The 22,008-nt window shown below is 37.2% G+C and carries 18 protein-coding genes and 1 pseudogene; 9 read left to right on the top strand and 10 right to left on the bottom strand.

Annotated features, from left to right (window positions below):
• Positions 1 to 456: 456 nt before the first annotated feature.
• From purT to PSF67_RS16130, 3 genes and pseudogenes are all read right to left on the bottom strand, one after another.
• On the bottom strand, positions 457 to 1,635 hold the full coding sequence (gene purT, locus PSF67_RS16120) for a formate-dependent phosphoribosylglycinamide formyltransferase (RefSeq protein ID WP_272677255.1): 1,179 nt from the start codon (positions 1,633 to 1,635) through the stop codon (positions 457 to 459).
• 123 nt (positions 1,636 to 1,758) lie between these two features.
• On the bottom strand, positions 1,759 to 2,685 hold the full coding sequence (rarD, locus tag PSF67_RS16125; protein ID WP_195697633.1) for an EamA family transporter RarD: 927 nt from the start codon (positions 2,683 to 2,685) through the stop codon (positions 1,759 to 1,761).
• 150 nt (positions 2,686 to 2,835) lie between these two features.
• A pseudogene (locus PSF67_RS16130) lies at positions 2,836 to 3,831 on the bottom strand (LacI family DNA-binding transcriptional regulator).
• A gap of 471 nt (positions 3,832 to 4,302) precedes the next feature.
• On the opposite strand from PSF67_RS16130, the gene PSF67_RS16135 reads away from it, so the two are divergent.
• A complete protein-coding gene (locus PSF67_RS16135) occupies positions 4,303 to 4,932 on the top strand; it encodes a response regulator transcription factor (RefSeq protein WP_102140074.1) in 630 nt (209 codons plus the stop codon).
• 607 nt (positions 4,933 to 5,539) lie between these two features.
• On the opposite strand, the gene PSF67_RS16140 is transcribed toward PSF67_RS16135, so the two are convergent.
• The 3 genes from PSF67_RS16140 to PSF67_RS16150 form a co-directional block, all read right to left on the bottom strand.
• On the bottom strand, positions 5,540 to 6,181 hold the full coding sequence (locus PSF67_RS16140) for a helix-turn-helix domain-containing protein (protein ID WP_102140075.1): 642 nt from the start codon (positions 6,179 to 6,181) through the stop codon (positions 5,540 to 5,542).
• Positions 6,182 to 6,394: 213 nt separating this feature from the next.
• Entirely contained in the window at positions 6,395 to 7,729 is a 1,335-nt protein-coding gene (gene rimO, locus PSF67_RS16145; protein ID WP_102140076.1) for a 30S ribosomal protein S12 methylthiotransferase RimO, read from the bottom strand.
• A gap of 193 nt (positions 7,730 to 7,922) precedes the next feature.
• On the bottom strand, positions 7,923 to 8,852 hold the full coding sequence (locus PSF67_RS16150; RefSeq protein WP_272677256.1) for a DUF7916 family protein: 930 nt from the start codon (positions 8,850 to 8,852) through the stop codon (positions 7,923 to 7,925).
• A 281-nt stretch (positions 8,853 to 9,133) separates the two neighbouring features.
• Between PSF67_RS16150 and PSF67_RS16155 the strand changes: the two genes are divergently transcribed.
• From PSF67_RS16155 to efeB, 5 genes are all read left to right on the top strand, one after another.
• Positions 9,134 to 9,691, top strand: a complete 558-nt coding sequence (locus PSF67_RS16155; RefSeq protein WP_004913787.1) for an iron transporter — start codon at positions 9,134 to 9,136, stop codon at positions 9,689 to 9,691.
• A gap of 128 nt (positions 9,692 to 9,819) precedes the next feature.
• Positions 9,820 to 10,155 (top strand): cupredoxin domain-containing protein, encoded by a 336-nt coding sequence (locus tag PSF67_RS16160; protein ID WP_102140078.1) that lies wholly within the window; start codon positions 9,820 to 9,822, stop codon positions 10,153 to 10,155.
• Positions 10,156 to 10,166: 11 nt separating this feature from the next.
• On the top strand, positions 10,167 to 11,000 hold the full coding sequence (locus PSF67_RS16165) for an FTR1 family iron permease (RefSeq protein WP_102140079.1): 834 nt from the start codon (positions 10,167 to 10,169) through the stop codon (positions 10,998 to 11,000).
• The gene (locus PSF67_RS16170) at positions 10,993 to 11,901 is read left to right on the top strand and encodes an EfeM/EfeO family lipoprotein (protein ID WP_272677257.1); all 909 of its coding nucleotides are present in this window, start codon (positions 10,993 to 10,995) and stop codon (positions 11,899 to 11,901) included. Before PSF67_RS16165 ends, PSF67_RS16170 begins: the two co-directional genes overlap by 8 nt.
• Positions 11,902 to 11,912: 11 nt before the next feature.
• A complete protein-coding gene (gene efeB / locus PSF67_RS16175) occupies positions 11,913 to 13,187 on the top strand; it encodes an iron uptake transporter deferrochelatase/peroxidase subunit (protein WP_272677258.1) in 1,275 nt (424 codons plus the stop codon).
• Between the two features lie 116 nt (positions 13,188 to 13,303).
• On the opposite strand, the gene PSF67_RS16180 is transcribed toward efeB, so the two are convergent.
• From PSF67_RS16180 to PSF67_RS16190, 3 genes are all read right to left on the bottom strand, one after another.
• Entirely contained in the window at positions 13,304 to 14,038 is a 735-nt protein-coding gene (locus PSF67_RS16180; protein ID WP_166265775.1) for a vWA domain-containing protein, read from the bottom strand.
• A gap of 184 nt (positions 14,039 to 14,222) precedes the next feature.
• Positions 14,223 to 15,119, bottom strand: coding sequence for a hypothetical protein (locus PSF67_RS16185; protein ID WP_272677259.1), 897 nt, complete (start codon positions 15,117 to 15,119; stop codon positions 14,223 to 14,225).
• Between the two features lie 166 nt (positions 15,120 to 15,285).
• Positions 15,286 to 16,212, bottom strand: a complete 927-nt coding sequence (locus tag PSF67_RS16190) for a LysR family transcriptional regulator (protein ID WP_102140084.1) — start codon at positions 16,210 to 16,212, stop codon at positions 15,286 to 15,288.
• Between the two features lie 144 nt (positions 16,213 to 16,356).
• On the opposite strand from PSF67_RS16190, the gene PSF67_RS16195 reads away from it, so the two are divergent.
• Positions 16,357 to 18,132, top strand: coding sequence for an adenine deaminase (locus tag PSF67_RS16195; RefSeq protein WP_210848505.1), 1,776 nt, complete (start codon positions 16,357 to 16,359; stop codon positions 18,130 to 18,132).
• 41 nt (positions 18,133 to 18,173) lie between these two features.
• Positions 18,174 to 19,517 (top strand): NCS2 family permease, encoded by a 1,344-nt coding sequence (locus PSF67_RS16200; protein WP_102140086.1) that lies wholly within the window; start codon positions 18,174 to 18,176, stop codon positions 19,515 to 19,517.
• Between the two features lie 58 nt (positions 19,518 to 19,575).
• Here PSF67_RS16200 and PSF67_RS16205 read toward each other — a convergent pair whose 3' ends face one another.
• Entirely contained in the window at positions 19,576 to 19,980 is a 405-nt protein-coding gene (locus PSF67_RS16205) for a RidA family protein (protein WP_166265784.1), read from the bottom strand.
• Between the two features lie 779 nt (positions 19,981 to 20,759).
• Here PSF67_RS16205 and gltS point away from each other — a divergent pair.
• On the top strand, positions 20,760 to 21,965 hold the full coding sequence (gene gltS / locus PSF67_RS16210) for a sodium/glutamate symporter (protein ID WP_102140088.1): 1,206 nt from the start codon (positions 20,760 to 20,762) through the stop codon (positions 21,963 to 21,965).
• Positions 21,966 to 22,008 lie beyond the last annotated feature (43 nt).

Here is a 22,008-nt window from a genome sequence, read left to right on the forward strand (position 1 = left end):
CCTTAACGATTGGTTATTACGCCGATTAATAATTATTATAAAGCGATAATAAATAAAAAGTTAAATAATTCACTTTGTTCAAAAATAACCTATATAGATAAATAATTATATCGTTTTTTGATATTTGATTATTTTAAATGAGCCAAATTATTTTAATATAAATGGCAACGTTAAAATAATATTAACTCCTCTTCAACTAGTAATATTGGGCTACAGCGTTAATAAAATATATTCCGGTTGAAAAATAACTCACAACAATAAATAACAAAAGGTGATGCAGTGAAAGGGATGAAATTTACAGTGTCAGTAATTGGCGCTAGGGGATGACTCGATTCCGTTTTGGCCCTTCATAAAACGGTCACAACGACCATTTTGAAACAATCAAAGCAGGCAGCTATCGCGGCAATATACAAGCGCTCACTCACTTAAAGTGGATGAGCGCAGATCTCATCTAAGTCAACCAGAAACACACACTGTACTAGCGGTTTTTTTGGCTATATCTAATGCACTTTCAATAGAATCCGCAATAGCCAAAGCAACACCTAATCGGCGAGTACCTGCAATTTCAGGTTTACCAAATAATCGTAATTGGGTATCAGACCCCAACGCTGAACCTATATGTGAAAAAACCACATTTTGACTGTGTAAATTGGGTAAAATAACGGCTGAAGCGCTTGGCCCATATTGGCGGATCACACCGATTGGGAAACCAAGAAATGCACGCACATGTAAGGCAAATTCAGATAAACTCTGTGAAATAAGTGTCACCATCCCCGTATCATGAGGGCGAGGTGAAACTTCATTAAAGATGATATCATCACCACACACGAATAATTCAACACCGAATATTCCGTAGCCCCCTAGAGAGGTAACAATTTTCTCAGCAACGTCCTGCGCTTTTTTCAATGCAACCTCACTCATGTACTGTGGTTGCCAAGACTCACGATAATCGCCTTTTTCTTGCCGATGCCCCACGGGTGCACAAAAGTGAATACCATCTATCGCACTGACCGTTAACAATGTAATTTCAAAATCAAAATTAACCATTTTTTCAACAATCACACGTCCCTGCCCTGCTCGCCCACCTAGCTGTGAGTAATCCCAAGCCTGCTCTAATTCATCTTGAGAGCGGATCACACTTTGCCCCTTCCCTGACGAACTCATCACCGGTTTAACAATACAAGGAAAACCAATTTTTTCTGCCGCTGTGACAAAATCGGGTTTGCTATCCACAAATTGGTACTCTGATGTTGGCAGCTTCAACTCTTCTGCGGCTAATCGGCGGATCCCTTCTCTGTCCATAGTAAGCACAATGGCTTTCGCTGACGGAACCACTTTTTGCCCTTGCTGTTCAAGCTCCATTAATACCTGTGTCGCAATCGCTTCAATTTCAGGCACAATAATGTCGGGTTTTTCAATTGAAACGATTTGCTTCAGCGCTTCGCCATCAAGCATATTTATCGTATAACTGCGGTGTGCAATATGCATCGCCGGCGCATTATCATAGCGATCAACTGCAATAACTTCGATACCCAACCGTTGACATTCAATCGCCACTTCCTTGCCTAACTCTCCAGCGCCTAACAACATCACTTTTGTTGCTGATTTACACAGCGCAGTACCTAATTGATTCATAATTGATAACCCTACCGACAAAAAGTTAATATCAATTATATACGCAATCGATTGCTTTTACTATCAAGGATAAAAAGTCACAAAACAAAAACCTCATAACCATTTGATAATAATATCAATAAATTAATCTAGCGGTGTTTTATCACGCCCTGTAATAAAGGGGTCTTTATGTGAAAATTTAATATACTGTTTGCGTAAAATAGCGAATACACAAAACATTAAACCAACCCAGATGAGTGAAAAACTGATGCCTTTAACCCAATCAAATAGCTCATTAAATAAAAATACGGCTAATAAAAATTGAATTGTTGGTTCTATATATTGTGCCAACCCGATCACCGTTAATGATGTTCTTTTAATTGCTGCTGTAAAAAAGAGCAACGGAATTATCGTAACAGGAGCGGCCAACATATAAAGAATTTTGATTTGCCAATCGCCTTGTGCCACTTCACTTAAACCATTAGATACTAACCACCACGTGATCGCTATTGCGATAGGAAGTAGCCAAAGTGCCTCTAGAAATAAAGACGTAATCACATCAAATCGAATAAATTTACGAATTAACCCATATATCGCAAATGCACTACCCATAACTAACGCTAAAATAGGTAATTCACCATACTGCCAAATTTGGTAACCGACCCCCGCACAAATAAAAATAACAGCCATTTTTTCTGCGAAAACAAGCCGTTCGCGAAGAAACAAAACGCCAAGTAAAATAGAAAATAATGGGTTAATAAAATACCCAAGGCTAGCGGCTAACACCTGCCCATGAGTTAATGCGTAGGTAAATGTTGTCCAAGATATCGCCATAACCGACGAACTAAATAAACAGAGGATTATCGATCGTTTATCAGACCATACCTGGCACCACAAAGATTTGTTTTTAATAATTAAGCGAACAAAAAAAAGTATAGGGATAGACCAGATAAGACGTTCAGCAAGCAGCTCTAGAGGTTCAGCGCCGGGAAGTAAACGATAAAATAATGGTGTTATTCCCCATAAGATATAGGAAAAAATAGCAAGGGCCACTCCCGAGCGAAGCAACATAATTTATCCACAATACAATCTGATTAAATATATTAGCTCCGTATCATACGCCAAAATGCAGAAAATAAAACTTGTTAGAAAAAGCGGTTTATTGGGAACTCAAAAAATCAATTGAATAGCTTCTTATTAGGTTTGATTTTCTCGACAAAATTAAAAAGAATCACGTTCTAACAACTCACAAGCAACATATTCAACACGGCTTTGCTGCCGTTCTTCTATAATATGCAAAGCAGCTTATTGGCCTAACTGATAGTGTGGCAACACAACCGTACTTAATGGTGGATAAAACAGCTCCCCAACCCCTATCATATTATCATAGCCAAGTACTGCAATATCTTGTGGGATACGCAAACCATGGCTAAGCAGTACTTGATAAGCTAAAAAGGCAATACGGTCATTTCCACAAATAATGACATCAAAATCAGGTTTTTTATTATCAAAATGACTATTAATTAAAGCTATCACATCTAAATAGTGTTCATCACCTAACTCTAAATGGTATTGCTGAAGTGATGATAGTGGTAAATTAGCATTTGCCCATGCAGACTCCACCGCTTCACGGCGCGTTTTTCCAGCTAGAGTCTCTTGTGGAATATAAAGACAAAGAGGATTTCGATACCCTTTCTCTATTAAGCGATTCACCGCATTAAATTGACCATTAAAATCATCTGGCACATAAGCTGGAAATTGCCCTTTTTTATCTATGCAATTAGCTAAAACCAAACGATTATTATGCAATGCTTCTGGAATAGCCACTTCTCGAAGCCCCATTGTAGTATAAATAATACCATCTGGCCGCTGAGATAATAATTGCCGAACAGCTCTTTCATTATCTTCACTAGATGTAATATTAACAACAAAGCTACTCCAACCAAATTGCCTCGCTGTTTGCTCTATGGAAAGAATGATTTCGACAGAAAACGGGGTTGTTGCTGTATCCAGGGCCAAAACGCCGACGGTTGACACCCTAGAACCTTTTCCTCTAATTTTTCGTGCCGAAAAATCAGGAACATAATTGAGTGACTCAATAGCTTGTTGGACCTGTTTCAAGGTTTCAGGCCTAAGTAATTCAGGATTATTAATTGCCCGTGATACTGTCATCAATGAAACGTTTGCAAGCCGAGCTACGTCTTTTAAAGAAGCCATTACGTATATTCACTCATCGAAACTAGATAAAAATAAATTCTAACATGTTAGATATAAAAAGCACTTAATCTTCATCAATTCACAAGTTAAGTACTATCACCTAAAAAAATAGCATAAAGTTCACATCTAAGACTTTTTCTGACTAATGATTTAAGATATTATTGATTAGCTTTAACAATATTTCCATCAATCACTTTATGTTAAAGAATACATTTAATAAGTAAATTTACCTAAGATGTTACACATCATTAATCTAATATTACTCAATGACACAAACTTTAACTATTGTTTCTATTTTTATATTAAATTTAGCTAGATGATGTTTTTAATATAAATTAAGGTCGGTTATACATTATAAAAAAAACAACGATCAGTAGAAAATATTATTGTGAAATTTAAATTTCACTTTATTTATCTACGTATTTTATCAGATTGATATGAATATCAAATCAGTTCAACAGGAGTATGGTGATGAATAACACCATTCATATAATTGTAGAAAGTGATAATGTCTTTAAGAATAAACTGAAATTAATGATAGAATCTTTTGGTTTCACCTTGAGATTTTATAATAATGAAGAAGTGTTTATGAGTAATTATACTTATCCTAATGAGGATAATGTAAAAGAGTGTATTTTATTATTCTTAAACAATGATGAAAATCGTATTAATCGATTAAACAATATAAGTAATTCATTTGGTATTGTTCCATTCATTGTGCTTGCCGAAGAGCCTTCTGTCAGTCTGTGTCGAGAGAGCTTTAAAGCTGGAAGTTTTGATTTTTTTCCCTTTCCTTTCAAGGACATTGAAATCTCAAATGCCATCAATAGTGCAACGGAATTATTTTTAAGCACGCATGAAAAGCATAAGAAATATACTCATCTCTCTGATAAATTTAACCGCCTTTCGGTTAGGGAAAGAGAAATTATGGATATGATATTAGAGGGCAATACGAGTAAAGAAACGGCTGAAAAACTGTCTTTATCACCAAGGACTGTTGAGGTTCATCGCTCTAACATTTATACAAAATTAGGTATTAAGTCATTGCCACAACTTATTCAAGAATACGAATACATTAATACTTATCCTAAATATATTTAATTCATATGATATGTTTACTTTTCTATAGCGTTATTATTTCTGATGGTTTTATTCTAAACCATCAGAAATTAATTATCTGAGAAATGCTAAAGACACTATAATTTAGATAAATATAGATTAAAATTCTGCCAATTATGAAATAATGATTTATTTTTACATGAGATAAACAATAGTACCACTCTATTATGGATTAAAAAACCAAGTAAATTGATAATTCCAATAGGAATAACAGCCCCTAATACTTACAAGATAAAATAATATTTTTTTAGGTTATTGAAATACTATTTAAAATAAAATGTTTTCTATCACGCCATTTTTTAGTAAGACAATAGCCTTTCTCATCGGTATTCATCCATCATAAATCTAAAAAAACAAGGCTAAAAATAGTATACCGCCTTACCAAATCCCTGCATAATGAGCATCGTTTTCATTTTCTTTTCTCGATACATCAAGTAACGATACAAGCAGATAGCTACGCTTTATTTATCTATTGGCTGTCGTTCAAAATATTGGTAAATTTTGTGCGCTTTGCTATTTTTGTTTTGTTGTTGTCCACAAAAACATGCGAAAGCGCTATTTTTTTACTCATCAGAACACATGCAAGAAACTATTTATAGTCTTTAATGTTGATTTCGTACTGCTTTAGTTTGCGCCATAACGTTGTCCGCCCCATAGCAAGGACTTTATGCATTTGCTGAATTTTACCTTTGCAAGCTTGTGCAACTTCAATAATCAAAGCTTTCTCAACTGAGTGAATATCCAAGTTAGTGAATCGTTGCTCTTCCTTATCTACCTTAAAAGCCTCTTGTTCATAATAGTGGAATTTCAATTTTTCACTCACTTCTCTTGCCAAAGATTGCGTAAGCGCAAACAAAACATTGCAGCAATTCTGAGTTGAAGATATAGCGACAACTAATACAGGCTCACCAGTGTGTGAATATACTGGTGCTAAATAATAAAAGATCCCATGTAGTTCAATTGGAGCTGCATATAGCCTAACTTGTGATCCACAAGTTAAATTACCTGATAACAAGTTTGCTATTTCAAAATTACCGCTAAACTCATTACTAAGCCAAAACGTTTTTCCATCAGTGCTAACGAGAGAACTACGAATATGATCATCATGTAATGAGGCTAATCCATCTTCAATAGTTGTATAAGCAAGCTCAACGATGTCTTCGTAATCATCTGAATTATAATTACTTTCTATTACAGGTGTTGTAGTTGGAAATGTTAAATGGGTTGACATAGTTATCCTTATTCTTCGATAAGAGTTATCTGATTATGTCAACTTGCCATTTAATTTTTATATTCTAGATCAAGTTATTAATTGATAGATTTAAAACCATTGATCTGCATCAATTTTATAATTAAAAGCAGTATATCTGTGTCCTAAAAAACAAAATGGCTAACTTAATTTACCTAAGTTAGCCACATAGACTTTTAAAACGCTTTCATCAAATTACGAAGTAACTATATTCCCCCACAGATCATATTCATCTGCATGCTCAACGAATACTTTCACTATATCTCCAGCGCTAACTCCAAATTCACCATTAAGATAAACCATGCCATCAATTTCTGGTGCATCAGCCATACTACGGCCAATGGCACCTTCATCATCAACTTCATCAATAATAACTAAAATCTCTTTACCAATTTTATCTTGTAATCGCTGTGTAGAAATTTGCTGTTGTAGTTGCATAAAACGATGATAACGTTCCTCTTTAATTTCTTCAGGAACTTGATCAGCTAACTCATTCGCTTTCGCACCTTCGACAGGACTATACTTAAAGCAGCCTACTCGATCTAACTTAGCTTCTGACAAGAAATCTAATAGCATTTGGAAATCTTCTTCTGTCTCACCAGGAAATCCGACAATAAAAGTTGAACGTAAGGTGAGTTCAGGGCAAATTTCACGCCAACGTTTAATACGTTCAAGTGTTCTTTCAACAGCACCAGGGCGTTTCATTAATTTTAAAATTTTGGGACTTGCATGCTGTAACGGAATATCTAAGTAAGGTAAAACTTTACCTTCTGCCATCAAAGGAATGACATCATCAACATGTGGGTAAGGATAAACATAATGTAAACGCACCCATACGCCCATTGAAGCAAGTTGTTCGCATAACCCCACCATGCTGGTTTTTACAGGTTGCCCATCCCAAAAGCCTGTTTTATTTTTAACATCAACACCATATGCGGAAGTGTCTTGTGAAATAACCAGTAGCTCTTTTACGCCTGAAGCGACCAAACGCTTAGCTTCATTTAACACATCACCGATTGGACGGCTATCTAAGTCCCCTCGCATAGAAGGAATTATGCAAAAAGTACAACGATGATTGCACCCTTCGGAAATTTTTAAATAAGCATAATGTTTCGGTGTCAGTTTTACCCCTTGTTCTGGGACTAAACTAAAAAAAGGGTCATGTTCAGGCTTCGGAACATAGTGGTGCACATGGTTAAGTACCTGCTCATAGCTATGTGGACCTGTGATCTCCAATACTTTCGGATGCACTTCACGAATTTGGTTCTCTTTCGCACCAAGGCATCCTGTCACAATCACTTTACCGTTCTCATTCAGTGCTTCCCCAATCGCTTCTAACGATTCCTGCACTGCACTATCGATAAATCCACACGTATTCACAATAACTAAATCAGCATTATCATAGCTTGGAACCACTTGGTAACCATCAGTGCGTAATTCAGTTAAAATACGTTCTGAATCAACTAGGTTTTTTGGGCAGCCAAGAGAGACGAAACCAATTTTTGGCACCGGATTAGTATTTTGCGACATAACTCACTTCTTTTATTGTGTTATAAATATTGTTTTAGAAAAATGGGCGAAATTTTACCTGAAGAATTGAGGGAATTGTATAAATTTTTGTCGAAAATAATCTGTATTTAGAGCTGAAATAGGATAAAAAAATCTTGCTTGAAATAGGCGATTTCTGCAAAGTATTTTTGTAAAAACCACCTAAGAATGTTAATCAACGATTAACTGAACGAGCAATACGTGAGTAAGTGTGCCTAACCCCTCGGATCACAATACTATAATTTAAAATATTCTCAGGTAATGCAATTCCGTTATACCCTGAATCACCAATATGATGTAAATCTGTCCCGGCCATTTTACACATTAATGCTATTTGTCGAATAGTTTGTAAATCTGCACCTTCTTGAGAAGTCCCAATCGCTGTCATTGTCATCACACCTTGGGAATGGCAATAACTCACCATTTTTTGCACAAATTCTAACGAGATCCCGGGGACCGTTCCCGGCGCTGGGAGCAAAATGATATCTGCACCACTGTTAATAAAAGTACGAATATCATCTTCTGTTATGAGTTGCTCAGCTGAAGCATTCAAAACCCCTGAAGCGTGCATTTTCCCTGTAATAAGCACAATATTTTCACCTACAACAGCTTTAAGCTCTTTAAGACTTTGGTTAATTTCCTGATTAGTAACTCCATTTCCAGGGTTTCCCGTTAAAACAATAATGTCAGCACCCATTTCTTTTAACTTAATGGCATTTTTTACTGTTGCTAATCGCCCTTCAGATATTTTCCATTGCTCATCTTGTGTCGGATTATTAAATCCATCAGGGACGGGCTCTAAATTAACGCCTATTGCTCGCCCTGTTAAACGCTTAAGTGTGCGAATGATTTCTTCGGGTTCAATCCCTTCAGGTAGGCCTTGCATAATTGGTTGATTAACATCAAAAACATTTAGTAGCAAGATATCTGCGCCTTGACTCGCGGCTAATTCAGCATTCGTCACTGTCATTAATACAGGTTGAATAGTACCAATGGTTTCGGAAACTAATATCCGCCCTTCACTGGCTTTAATAGATTCTAATAGTTTCTTTTTATTGAAATTTATAATTTCAGAAGCTGAACAATCAAGATAACGTCGTTGCATGGCTGTACCTTTATTTTCAACAAAATTGATGAAGAACTCTTTCGAAATAAAATATCTACGTTCGAAATATATCACGTAGTTAATAATAAACAGCCTAATAGAACACACTATTAGTAAGTTATTTTTTTTAAAATAATAACTATCTCTAACACTCAGATTTTTATATAAAAACAAACTTTTCAGTGGCAAGTAATTTACTTATCGTAAATTACTACTTGTTTTTTAGTAATAGTAATGATTATCATTACAGCTCTATATCACTTATGGTAAGGACTAAAATAATGAAACTCGCCTACAAAGCTGCTGTTTCAGGTCTTGCGTTGTTTTCAATCTCTGCATTAGCTCAAGAGTACCCTCTCGGTCACCCTGTGATCAAAAACGGAATGGAAATCCAAGGTGTTTATCTACAACCCATTACAATGGATACCGAAGAAGGCCATCATGCAATGTCGCACTTAGCAGCAGATAAAGCAGATGTCCACTTAGAAGCAGATATTCACGCGGTTGAAGATAACCCAAATGGCTTTGCAGAAGGTGATTGGATCCCTTACCTAACCATTGAATATTCGGTTACCAAACTCGGTGATAAACCACAAACTCAAACGGGCACGTTTATGCCGATGGTGGCCAGTGATGGTCCTCATTATGGGGAAAACATTAAATTAGATGGCAATGGTAAATACCGTGTCACTTATAAAATTTATCCACCATCACACAATAAAGATGTTGCCTTTGGGCGCCATATTGACAAAGAAACGGGCGTAGCACCTTGGTTCCAACCTTTCGAAGTCTCTTGGGACTTTGACTATGCAGGTGTTGGCCGTAAAGGTAGTTACTAATTTTAATCGAAATTAACTAAGGGCTTAATCAAGGAAGTTTTCTTGCATGAGCCCTTTTTTGTTCGTACTTATTATTTGTACTTATTATTTTATTTGTTTGTACTTATTAAAGGATAAACCAAGCCAAAATGAAAACATTACTGCGTTTTTTACTGGTTATCGCTTGTACAATAATTCCCCTATCTTCATTTGCTGCGGAAAAATACACTGTCGAATTAGAAATGAAAAATGGTGATCTCATCCCACGTGTTCTTGAAGTTCCCGCAAAAACGATTATTCGAATTAAAATTACCAATACAGGCACTGAGCCCGCAGAATTTGAAAGCATTCAGTTAAGAAAAGAAAAAGTTTTAGCACCTGGAGCAAGCTCAGTTGTTGTTATCGCACCACTAAAACCCGGTACTTATTCTTTTTTTGATGACTTCCACCTTTCTCACCCCAAAGGCGAGATCATTGCGAAATAAAAGGATTTAATATGGGACAAGTTCTATTTGTTGTTTGGCGTGAAAGTTTTGAGGCGCTACTTGTCATTGGCATTATTTATGCGTGGATTAAACGTCATCCTGACGCACAAAATGGTATGAAATACCTTTGGGCTGGTGTCGCTATAGGGGTTATTACCTCCATTTTACTAGCACTTCTAATTTATGGCGTATTCAATGTCCTTGATGATACAGGACAATCACTGTTCATGATTTTTATGGAATTACTCGCCTGTATTTTGATTGTCCAAATGGTGTATTGGATGAACAAACATGGCAGCTCAATGAAATCAGAAATTGAATCAGGAATTAGCCGTAATGCCTCTCATCATAACTGGTGGGGAGCCGCACTAATTATTGCCATTGCCATCGCCCGTGAAGGAAGCGAAATCGTCGTCTTCCTATCTAGTTTTATTATGTCTTTAACCGCATCTAATGCATCGGCTTTCTTTATCGAGGTAGGTGGTGGAATTGCAATTGCAGGTCTTACACTTTATATCTTCTTATTAACAAATCGCTTAGTTTCTTGGTCTATCTTCTTTAAAGTTACAGGGGTTATTCTATTATTCCTTGCATTATCTCTGTTGCTTAAAGGGGTCGAAGAAAGTGCAAACTTACTAATCGAATATGATTTTACTATCCCTGACTTTTTAATTTATCCCGCTTGGGATACAACTGCATTTCTCGATGATTCTGGTATCGCTGGCAATTTTATCTCTTCTTTCTTTGCTTATCGTTCACAACCTATTTGGCTCAGCGTCATTACCTTTGTCCTTTATTGGGCTATTGTGATCCCATTGTTTGCTCGGAGCAAAAAAAATGTCTAGCTCACTGAGACGGAATATCAAATGGATATCTTTTAGCTTAATACTCAGTGCTGCGCTGCCTACTTTAGTTCAAAGCAAAGCACTGAGATCCCCTGTGCAAACAGGGGATAACATCATTATTGCTAAAGGGGATATACCCACTCCAGAAAAATATCAACATGCAATCCAAACCTATCTCACCTTTGCCAATACTGAGCTAGCAGAAATGGTCACGCAATTGGAATTATTGCAACAGAGTTTACAGCAAGGAAAGCTACAACAAGCTCAAACTGCATATATTCAAGCTCACCAGCATTATGAAACAGTGCGCCCGATTATTATTCTATTTGGTAATACAGATAGGACGATTAATCCAAGAGCCGATTATTTCCTCGATAAAGAAACTGATTATCGCTTTACGGGGTTTCATCTTGTTGAGTACCAATTATTTGAGCAAAAAAATGCAAAACTTGCTTTAACCGCAAACCAAGATTTATTACTCAAAGGGCGTGACTTACATAAACGAGTGGTAACTGAAACTATTGAAATACCAAAGCTCGTGCAAGCCTCGGCTGATTTTATTGAAATGATCTTAGAAACGAAATTAGGCGGTAAAGAAAATATCTACAGTTTGTCTGATTTAACTGATATTGCCGCTAATTTAAAGGGATCACAAAAAATAATTGAGGTTCTTAAACCTTTTATCAAGCCAGAAACACTTGAGAGAATACAACAGAATGAGCAACTCATTAATCAAATAATGCAGCCATATCAACTGCCAAATACCACTACCACATATCAACCTTATAGCCAATTACAATTAAAAGACAAAATGGCGCTTTATTCATTACTCACTCAGCAAGCTGAAACCTTAGCGAAATTACGTGCTGAGCTCGATGTCGATGTTTACTATAAATATTAAGGCATATATTTATGCAAGCTAAACTAAGAAGTATATTGCAAACCAACGGAATGTCTCGGCGTAATGCCCTAAAAATGCTCGCTATTAGTAGCGCAGTTTTAGCGGCTCCAACATTAAAAGCTCAAGGGAAAATTGCTAATTGCCAACTCACCTATAACAAAGCAATCAATTACCTTGGGTTTAACCAAGCCGGTGTTTTAACGCCTGAACCCAAAAATGCCAGCTTTATTGCATTTAATATTACAGCGAATTCTGTTGAACAATTACAAACTGTTTTTACTTTACTGACTCAGCGTATTGCTCACTTAACTCAACCCCAAATAGAGCCGTCAATCAATAACGATAAGATCCCTCCTGCAGAGTCAGGTATTCTTGGGACACAACAACAACCCGACTCACTAACTATCACTGTTGCTTTAGGGAATTCTCTTTTTGATAACCGGTTCGGCTTAAATAAAATTAAGCCTAAACATCTTAGTGAAATGACCAGTTTCCCTAACGATCGACTAGAACAAAAATGGTGTGGTGGTGATCTCCTTCTGCAAATATGTGCGAATAGCCAAGAAAGCGTTATCTATGCATTACGTGACATTCTACGTCATATTTCGCCATACAGCTTTCCTCTCTGGAAAATAGATGGCTTCTTACCTGCACGGGATATTGATAACCACTCAACTCCTATCAACCTTTTTGGTTTTAAGGATGGAACAGGAAATGCGCCTGCCGATGACAATTCGTTAATGAACGAATTAATATGGATAACAAAAGGTAGCCAAGAACCATCTTGGTGCGACGGAGGGACATACCAAGCAGTACGTCTTATTCGTTTTAATTTAGAGTTTTGGGATAGAACACCATTAGAAGATCAAGAAAATGATTTTGGTCGGCATAAAGACTCAGGGGCTCCAATCGGCATGAAAAATGAGCATGATGATCCTAAATTTGGCGAAGATCCCCATGGTGACCGTATTTTATTTGATTCCCATATGCGTCGTGCAGAGCCTCGTAATCCTGAACGTTATACCGCAAAACTGAGGCGTAGAAGTTACAGCTATTCACTCGGGCTGACCGAAACTGGGGCCCTCGATATGGGGTTGATTTTCGTCTCTTTTCAGCAAAATTTAAAAACAGGCTTTATTGACACTCAAAAACGTCTCAATGGCGAACCACTTGAACGTTATATCAAACCTTTTGGTGGTGGATACTATTTTGTATTACCAGGAGTCGAATCAGCACAAGACACCCTTGCTGAAAAAATGTTTACGGCTTTAAAACAAACCGAGTGATGATACTGATAAAATAAAGCCCCTATTACACTTTCTATAGGGGCTTTACTCGGAGCGATATCATCAATTATTCAACATGTTAATTAATAAAATGCCCTCTAGATTTGTATTCATTATTATTTTTTACGTTCATTCACATCCGCTTCGACTTCTTGCTTCCAGTCCTCTGATATTGGCGCAGACATTTGTTTAGCTTCCACCGCTTTATTTACAGCACGATAAGCCTTATCGTATCCAGTCCCATCTTGGACATAACCCGTGGCATTTGAACTTTTAATTCCAATATTTTCAGCTTCAGAAATGGCATCAATATTGGCACCTAAGAAAATAAAATCCCATTTGTCTTCTGTTTCTGCTGACTTAATCATCGCTTTAATTTTTGCTTGGGAATACTTACGGCTACTATTTTCTTGCCCATCGGTAATGATTACAAAAAGAACATTATTATTTTTAGTAACTTTTCTATTTTCTTGCATTTTTTCAATGCCTTCTCCTATTGCGTCCAATAATGCGGTATAGCCACCAACAGGATAATCATCAAGCGTTAGATTAGAAACTTTTTCAATGGGTTCTCTATTATGGAGTAAACTTGTTTTATCATTAAATAAAATAGTTGTAATGTAGGTCTTTGCTTTTTTTCCTTTATTTTCAGTCAATACACTATTATATCCACCGATTGTATCAGTCTCGAAACCTGACATTGAGCCACTTTTATCAAGAATGAATACTAAATCCAAAACATCAGGATCTTTTTTGGTATCAATAATAGTTGTACTGCTAGCGATAGAAGAAAATAAAAACAAAAATACAGCTGATATGACGGTGAAAACAGATTGTATGGATAAATTCATCGCCGAGTTCCTTGGTGAGGTTAATAAAAATATAACCACCTCAATCTCGCTTTTTCACCAAATATTTCAAATAAGATTACTCTGTATACTTAATAAGCATTTTCTTAATTAATTTCAAAAAACCACTATCACATAAAAATAATATTTTTAATCAATACACAAAAAAGTAAATATACTTAAATGGTTACTCTTTCAACCAAATACCATTTTCTCTAAGTATGTTAATTTCTTGAATAAAATTATTATACTTTATATTTTCAGCAACAGAGCTTGACGAAGCGCTTCGAGACTGTTCAAGTACTAATTCTGTGATAGCATGGTGAAATTCTTGGTTTAATTCTTTATGAATATCAACATCATCGGTATTTTTTAATAGTGTAACCAACTGAATTAATTTTTCGGCTTTTACCTGTACATCTGGATTATCAAAAATAACTGTTGGAACTTCATACATAAATAGCATATTGATAGAATCTAAAGTTTTATGACTAGCAGGATCCTGCAATAAGCTTTGACCATATTCATTATCTAAATAGGTAACTAATTCTTGTTTATCAAAGCACTTAGACTTAATATTTCCATCTAATTTATCATCATAAAGTGTAATTGAATCAGGAAAGCTTTCACCCACAGGGTAGCTACACCTGAATATATTTGTATCAATAAGCGTCGCGTTGGAACTGCGAGCGGGTAGTTCAAGCTCAGGCCCATTAATTGTAATGGGGTAGCTCGCAGGCTTAAACTTATCTTCTTGGCCATCGACGGCATAGACTTCAGATAATGTGTAATAAACAAAATTATTTGGGTTAATAATACCACCAGAGTTATTTTCAAAAACAAAAAAATCTGTCACATGACCTTCATCACTTTTTAACTGGTGTAACCCACTAGAAAGTAAAACAACCCCTTTATCATCTGGTAAAACGTCATAATCTTTACCATCTAGCGTAAACGTAATAGTGTTTTCACTTGGATTACTATAATAAAATTTGCCTTTACCACTTAAAAGATCCATATCATCACAAGCGGAAAGTAACATAACTGCAGAGACAATACAGCTATATTTTAGTATAGTATTCATAATGTTATTCCAAAGCTTTTTAAAATTAATTTATTAACTAAAAACACCAGAGCTATCCATGATGCTCTTTAACATATTATTGTCGATATTAGAAACCATTATTCAGTTATTCGAATAAAATAACTTTACGATAAATGCGATAATAACCAAACTTAGTGGATATATCTCATACGTTATTTTCACGCAATACTTTTAACAATACCTGAAAAACCTCATCCATTAATGGTGTTGTTTGCTGGCTATTGCGAATTAAAGCGACTGTACGCGTTAACTCAGGTTGTTGTAATTGCAAAACTTTCAATTCAGGGTCACGTAAATGTACAGTATAAAGCTGTGGTAAAATAGCAATCGCTAATTTCGAACGAACTAAGCCATATAAGGTTTCAATATAATCTACTTGATAACGAATATTTAATTTTAGTCGGTGACTTTCCACCGTAGCAGCAACTAAACGTTGAATATTTCCTTTCGAAAATACGGCAATATCACGATTATTTAGCAATTTCCACGGCAAGTGAAACGCATTAACAGATACAGGGTCATCATGATGAATAACGGCAACAAAAGGGTCATCCTGCAATGGAAAGATATTTAAATTTTGAGGCACTGAGCTATCTAACACACCAATGCCAAAATCAATTTCATGATTGATAAGCTTTTCCACCAAAGCGTCATTCGTTTGGTCATAAAATTCAATATTAAGCCTCGGAAAATATTGAGTTAATAATTCAGGTACTGCTGGAAATAACAAAGAACTTACGGAAGGAACTAACCCAATACGTAATGTACCATCCCCTCCCTCTACGATGATTTTCTGAATTTCACTAAATGCACGGTGAGAAACACTCAGAATTTGCTGTGCATATGGCAAAATTGCAGCGCCTAGCTCCGTTAATGTTACGGATGAAGCTGTGCGATTAATTAACTTTCCTCCAATAACCGTTTCTATTTGCCGCAAAGCACTACTCAAAGCAGGTTGGCTCACCGCTAGACGATTTGCTGTCTCGGTAAAATGACGCAGTTTTGCTAATGTCACAAAATACTGCAGTTGTTTGAGCGTGAGTGCTGGCAGTCTCTGCCAAGGTTCTATCATAATAATGTACTTTTATTTTTATTGGGTTAGCCAATATATCTGTTCATTATAACCATTTCTTATCGCATGATAAATTTTATCATCTTGGCAAACGTTTGCGTTGCTCATAAAGTAACAGTCATAAACTGTAGCAATGGTAACTTTATGTGCATAACAAAACAAAATAGGCGTCATGTCATTCAATCCGCTAAAGGTGAAAAGCCTTTTGACCTTTTACTCGCTAATGCCAATATTGTCGATATGGTCACAGGTGAAGTTCGCCTTGCAGATATCGGGATAACCGGCAACCTAATTGCTAGCGTTCACCCTACAGGAACTCGTAGTGATGCAAATGAAACCCATGATTTATCTGGCTATTTCATTTCACCCGGCTTAATAGACACTCACGTCCATTTAGAAAGCTCACACTTACCCCCTGTTCGTTATGCAGAAATAGTTCTAGCCCAAGGAACAACAGCTGTCTTTTGGGATCCCCATGAACTTGCCAATGTATTAGGTTTAGAAGGTGTACGTTATGCTATTGATTCTAGCCGAAATTTGCCGCTAGATGTTATGGTTGCAGCCCCTTCATCAGTGCCATCAACACCTGGCTTAGAAATGTCTGGTGCGGATTTTGCTGGGAATGAAATGTCAACTATGCTGAGTTGGCCGGAAGTCCGCGGTGTGGCTGAAGTTATGGATATGTTTGGTGTGCTCCATGGCAGTGATAGAATGGAAGAGATTTTAAATGCAGGAATTACATCAGGCAAACTTATAGAAGGCCATGCAAGAGGTTTAAAAGGGGCTGAGCTCCAAGCTTATCTGGCGGCTGGCGTCACCTCTGATCATGAATTAACTTCGGCTGAAGATGCCCTTGAAAAGCTGCGTGCAGGCCTTACGTTAGAAATTCGAGGCTCACATCCTTATCTCCTTCCCGATATTGTTGCCGCATTAAAATCTTTACCTCATTTATCATCACAAATTACGGTATGCACAGATGATGTGCCACCCGACATGTTGATTGAAAAAGGTGGAATTATTGCGTTGCTAAACCTTTTAATCGAGCATGGAATGCCGGCAACTGACGTACTGCGCTTTGCCACATTCAATGCGGCAATACGCCTACAACGCCATGACCTTGGCCTGATTGCTGCGGGGAGAAAAGCAAATTTAGTCATTTTCGATTCATTGGAAATATTAAGAGCACAAGCGGTGTATGTATCAGGGCAAAAAATTGCAGAAAACAACCAACTTATTAATGCGTTAAGTATCCCTGATAATATTTTACCACCACGCGATACCATGCGACTTTCGCCAATAACCCCAAATGATTGCACATTAAAAATTGATGGAATCAATAATGGTAGTGCGCGTTTACGTCACATTCGTGGAGCACGCTTTACCCAGTGGGGAGAAATTGACGTACAAATCAAAAATAGCGTGGTACAACTGCCGAATAATTTCAGTCTTATTCGAGTTCAGCACCGTCACGGCCGTCACGATGCTTTACCTCAAATAGCCTTACTTGAGGGCTGGGGGGAATTACGCGGAGCCATTGCAACTAGCTATTCACACGATTCACATAACCTCGTTGTGCTTGGTCGTGATCCTGATGATATGGCCACTGCCGCTAATTTATTAATCGAAAGTGGTGGAGGTATGGCGTTAGTACAAAATGGCAAGGTTTTAGCTCATGTCGCAATGCCAATTGCCGGTATGTTATCTGATTTACCCGCAACTGAACTGGCCGCTCAATTTCGTCAATTACGTGAATTAAGTAGTCAAATCGCAGATTGGGAGCCGCCATATCGAGTCTTTAAAGCCATTGAAGGAACTTGTCTTGCATGCAATGCGGGACCGCATTTAACTGATTTAGGATTAACTGATGGAACAACGCGTCAAATCGTTAACGCAATCATCCATACTGTTAAGCATGCCTAGAAAACTATAAATATCAAAAATAATAATAGGAGAGCCAATTAATGGCTGACAATTCAATAGATAAGCCAACATCAGGGAGTTGGCTGGAAAGACGCTTTGCTTTACGTGAGCGTGGAAGTTCAGTGAAAACAGAGTGTTTAGCCGGAATTACTGGTTTTTTAGCCGCGGCTTACCTTCTTGTGGTGATCCCCGGTTTACTTGCCGCTGGAGGGATGGATAAAGGCGCAGCAACCACTGGAACGATTATTGTCTTCGTTATTGCCAGTTTATTAATGGCATTCTACGCAAACTTACCCTTTATTGTTGGCCCTGGTATCGGAGGTTCTGTTCTTGTCGGTATTACTCTTGCAGGCAGTGAAGGTATTGACTGGCAAATAGGGCTAGGCATTGCTTGTTGGTCAGGGATCTTATTTTTTCTATTAACTAAATTTGGCTTGCGTGAAGTCGTTACACGCTCTGTCCCTCAATCAATTAAACTCGGATTAACTGCATCAATTGGTCTTTTCGTTGCCGTTTTAGGCTTTCGAAATGCAGGATTAGTCCTCGCTAACCCAAAAACAAATGCATTAATGCTTGGTGATTTCCTTTCTCCTGGAGCGTTAGTCGCACTCGCAGGCTTTTTCATTGCCATTGCTCTACAAGCTCGCAAAATACCAGGCGGAATTTTATGGGCAATTTTATTTGCCACCCTTTTGGGTATTCCATTTGGCGTCACAAAATTACCTGAAAGTTTTATTGGTATTCCACATTCTGTTGCCCCTGTCTTAGGCCATGTTGATTTAATTGGCGCACTAAATATCGCGTTTCTCCCTTTCTTATTTGTCTTTTTTGCCGCTGAATTTTTTTCAACGATGGGAACAACATTAGCCGTTGGCGGAGAAGCCGGTTTATTAGATAAAGAAGGTAATATGCCAAATATTAACCGCCCTTTTATCGTTGATTCTATTGCTGCTGCATTAGGCCCGTGGGTTGGTATTCCTGCGGCAACCGCACTCATAGAGTCCTCCGCTGCCGCAGAAGCTGGGGGGAAAACAGGTATGACCGCCCTTGCCGCTGCCTTTATGTTTTTATTAATGCTGTTATTTACGCCTATCGCATTAATGATCCCAGCCCAAGCCACAGCTCCAGCGCTCATTTTAATTGGACTAAATATGTTCAGCGGCTTACGAAAAGTGGACTTAGGCAATTTTACTGATGGCTTACCGGTATTAATGATGGTGATGATTACGTTAATCGCTAATAGTTTTGGTACAGGCATTGCGGGTGGGCTGCTATTTTATATTTTAATCAAAGCGGTTGCAGGCAAATGGAGAGAAATTCCAATTAGTTTGTGGATCCTCGCGGTACCGCTTGTTTATTATTTTTCAACGTTAGTAAAACACTAATACCACGAGTGCCAGAAAAGCCGATACATCTGTTGTCGGCTTTTCTATTCGAATAAATTTAGTTCAAAACTGCATGAGCTTCTATTTCTATTAACCATTCCGGCAAGGAAAGCCCTGAAACAATAACCCAAGAAGATGCAGGTGGCATATTGGGAAATTTTTCTTTTAATGCTTTCGCAATATCAGCTTGTTCCTCATGGCTATTAAAGCCCTCTTTGATATAAATACGTAGCATAGCCACATGAGATAAATCGCCACCGGCCTCATGCAGTACATGTTCAATATTAATTAATGATTGCACGGTTTGTTCGTAAATTCCCCCAGCAACAGTTTCTTCCGCAGCATTCACACCAACCTGGCCTGATAGAAATAATTGTCGGGTTCCCGTTGTTTCTACGGCTTGGCTAAAGCCGTACTGCAAAGAATTGAAGACAGACGTTGGATTTATCAATTTTTTAGTCATTTTTGTTCCATCTTGAATAAAACAGTGAGGCAGTATAAGACTTTTTCTTTTCAATTCATTAAATATCAGGCAAACGTTATTTAATTAGTATAATGAATCAAAAAATATTTTTGCAAAATAACCAATGCTTTTTCTGCTCGGGGTGGAGTCACCATTAATGTCGCGCTCTATGATATTTAACCATGCCAATACCCATATAAACAGTAATCCAATCAACAAAGTAAGCCAATAAATCAATAAGTTATATTTATAGCTCAAATAAAATCATACTATTATTTTAATCAATAATATTCGCATTAATTCCACTGAGGTTAAAAGCAATTAATCGTTCAGATACTGAGCCCAAACGACATGTCCAAGACATCAATTTTCATTTGAATTATTAAGCGCATTCTACATCATGTAGCATTACCCCTCTTCTCTTATATTTGCTAAGCGTCTTACATGCGGCACATCACACTTCTCATCATTCATATTGAATACGGTTTTATTACCACGAGATAAAGCCAGTGCAAATATTAGTCACTACATAAATGTTCCCCAAATACACATCAGATATAAACATCATAATTAACAATTAGTTAAGTTAAAAATGAATAATCTATTGCAGAATTTAATGACTCAATAAATGAAAAAGTAAAAATATCGCGGTTAACTAAAAGTTATAGATACCCAAACAAAACTCATTGTTAAATAAAAGTTACGCAAAGTAACTTAATTTATCGCTAATGTTAAATAACAACAGTGAAAGTTCTGGTAAACTAACTTGAGGTAAAATAATGATCCTAGATGCCAGCTACACTTTATTAGTCGCTTGTTTGGCGCTATTGATTGGTATGTTTGTTGTAAAATACACACCTTTTCTACAAAAAAACCATATTCCTGAAGCCGTTGTTGGCGGTTTCATTGTTGCTATCATTCTACTAATTGTTGATAAAACAGCAGGATACTCATTTACTTTTGATGCCTCGCTACAAAGCATTTTAATGATTACCTTCTTTTCATCAATTGGATTGAGCTCAGATTTTTCGCGATTAATAAAAGGTGGTAAGCCACTTGTCTTATTAACTATCGCGGTGACTATCTTAATTGCTATTCAAAATACCGTTGGTATGGGAATGGCTGTCATGCTTAATGAAAGCCCATTTATTGGTTTAATTGCGGGTTCAATCACACTAACTGGTGGCCACGGCAACGCAGGGGCTTGGGGACCAATACTGGCTGATAAATATGGAGTGACAGGTGCCGTTGAATTAGCCATGGCATGTGCAACCTTAGGTTTAGTACTCGGTGGGTTAATTGGCGGCCCTGTTGCTCGCCATTTATTGAAAAAAGTTTCAATCCCTAAAAGCACTGAACTCGAAAAAGAAACGATCGTCGAAGCTTTCGAACAACCGAGTGTTAAACGAAAAATTAATGCTAATAATGTTATTGAAACCATCTCAATGCTAATTATCTGTATTGTCGTGGGCGGCTATATTAGCGAGTTTTTTAAAGATACCGTCATGCAATTACCAACCTTTGTTTGGTGTTTGTTTGTTGGCATTATAATTCGTAATGTCTTAACGCATGTATTTAAACACGAAGTTTTCGAGCCAACGGTTGATGTTTTAGGTAGCGTTGCCTTGTCCTTATTCTTAGCAATGGCGCTAATGTCTTTAAAATTCGGTCAGCTCGCCAGTATGGCAGGCCCTGTTCTAATTATTATTGCCGTACAAACGGTGGTTATGGTTCTATTTGCAACGTTTGTTACCTTTAGAATGATGGGCAAAGATTATGACGCAGTTGTTATTAGTGCTGGGCACTGTGGGTTTGGAATGGGAGCAACACCAACCGCAATAGCAAATATGCAAACAGTCACTAAAGCATTCAGTCCTTCTCATAAAGCCTTCTTAGTGGTGCCAATGGTAGGTGCATTTATTGTCGATATTTCAAATAGTATCTTAATTAAAATCTTTCTCGAAATTGGTACGTACTTTACCTAGCACACAATCATAAAGGCCAGGCTATAACTTATGTATATAGCCT

The sequence above is a fragment of the Providencia sp. PROV076 genome (assembly GCF_028483405.1).
In the GTDB taxonomy this organism is placed as follows: domain Bacteria; phylum Pseudomonadota; class Gammaproteobacteria; order Enterobacterales; family Enterobacteriaceae; genus Providencia; species Providencia huaxiensis.

Excerpts from the sequence above, each read along its gene's own strand:
- PSF67_RS16170 (WP_272677257.1), top strand. The coding sequence starts at position 10,993 with ATGTCTAGCTCACTGAGACGGAATATCAAATGGATATCTTTTAGCTTA.
- PSF67_RS16150 (WP_272677256.1), bottom strand. The coding sequence starts at position 8,852 with ATGCAACGACGTTATCTTGATTGTTCAGCTTCTGAAATTATAAATTTC.
- PSF67_RS16165 (WP_102140079.1), top strand. The coding sequence starts at position 10,167 with ATGGGACAAGTTCTATTTGTTGTTTGGCGTGAAAGTTTTGAGGCGCTA.
- PSF67_RS16160 (WP_102140078.1), top strand. The coding sequence starts at position 9,820 with ATGAAAACATTACTGCGTTTTTTACTGGTTATCGCTTGTACAATAATT.
- PSF67_RS16190 (WP_102140084.1), bottom strand. The coding sequence starts at position 16,212 with ATGATAGAACCTTGGCAGAGACTGCCAGCACTCACGCTCAAACAACTG.
- PSF67_RS16185 (WP_272677259.1), bottom strand. The coding sequence starts at position 15,119 with ATGAATACTATACTAAAATATAGCTGTATTGTCTCTGCAGTTATGTTA.
- PSF67_RS16140 (WP_102140075.1), bottom strand. The coding sequence starts at position 6,181 with ATGTCAACCCATTTAACATTTCCAACTACAACACCTGTAATAGAAAGT.
- rimO (WP_102140076.1), bottom strand. The coding sequence starts at position 7,729 with ATGTCGCAAAATACTAATCCGGTGCCAAAAATTGGTTTCGTCTCTCTT.
- efeB (WP_272677258.1), top strand. The coding sequence starts at position 11,913 with ATGCAAGCTAAACTAAGAAGTATATTGCAAACCAACGGAATGTCTCGG.
- gltS (WP_102140088.1), top strand. The coding sequence starts at position 20,760 with ATGATCCTAGATGCCAGCTACACTTTATTAGTCGCTTGTTTGGCGCTA.
- PSF67_RS16205 (WP_166265784.1), bottom strand. The coding sequence starts at position 19,980 with ATGACTAAAAAATTGATAAATCCAACGTCTGTCTTCAATTCTTTGCAG.
- PSF67_RS16195 (WP_210848505.1), top strand. The coding sequence starts at position 16,357 with ATGTGCATAACAAAACAAAATAGGCGTCATGTCATTCAATCCGCTAAA.
- PSF67_RS16200 (WP_102140086.1), top strand. The coding sequence starts at position 18,174 with ATGGCTGACAATTCAATAGATAAGCCAACATCAGGGAGTTGGCTGGAA.
- PSF67_RS16180 (WP_166265775.1), bottom strand. The coding sequence starts at position 14,038 with ATGAATTTATCCATACAATCTGTTTTCACCGTCATATCAGCTGTATTT.
- PSF67_RS16135 (WP_102140074.1), top strand. The coding sequence starts at position 4,303 with ATGAATAACACCATTCATATAATTGTAGAAAGTGATAATGTCTTTAAG.
- purT (WP_272677255.1), bottom strand. The coding sequence starts at position 1,635 with ATGAATCAATTAGGTACTGCGCTGTGTAAATCAGCAACAAAAGTGATG.
- rarD (WP_195697633.1), bottom strand. The coding sequence starts at position 2,685 with ATGTTGCTTCGCTCGGGAGTGGCCCTTGCTATTTTTTCCTATATCTTA.
- PSF67_RS16155 (WP_004913787.1), top strand. The coding sequence starts at position 9,134 with ATGAAACTCGCCTACAAAGCTGCTGTTTCAGGTCTTGCGTTGTTTTCA.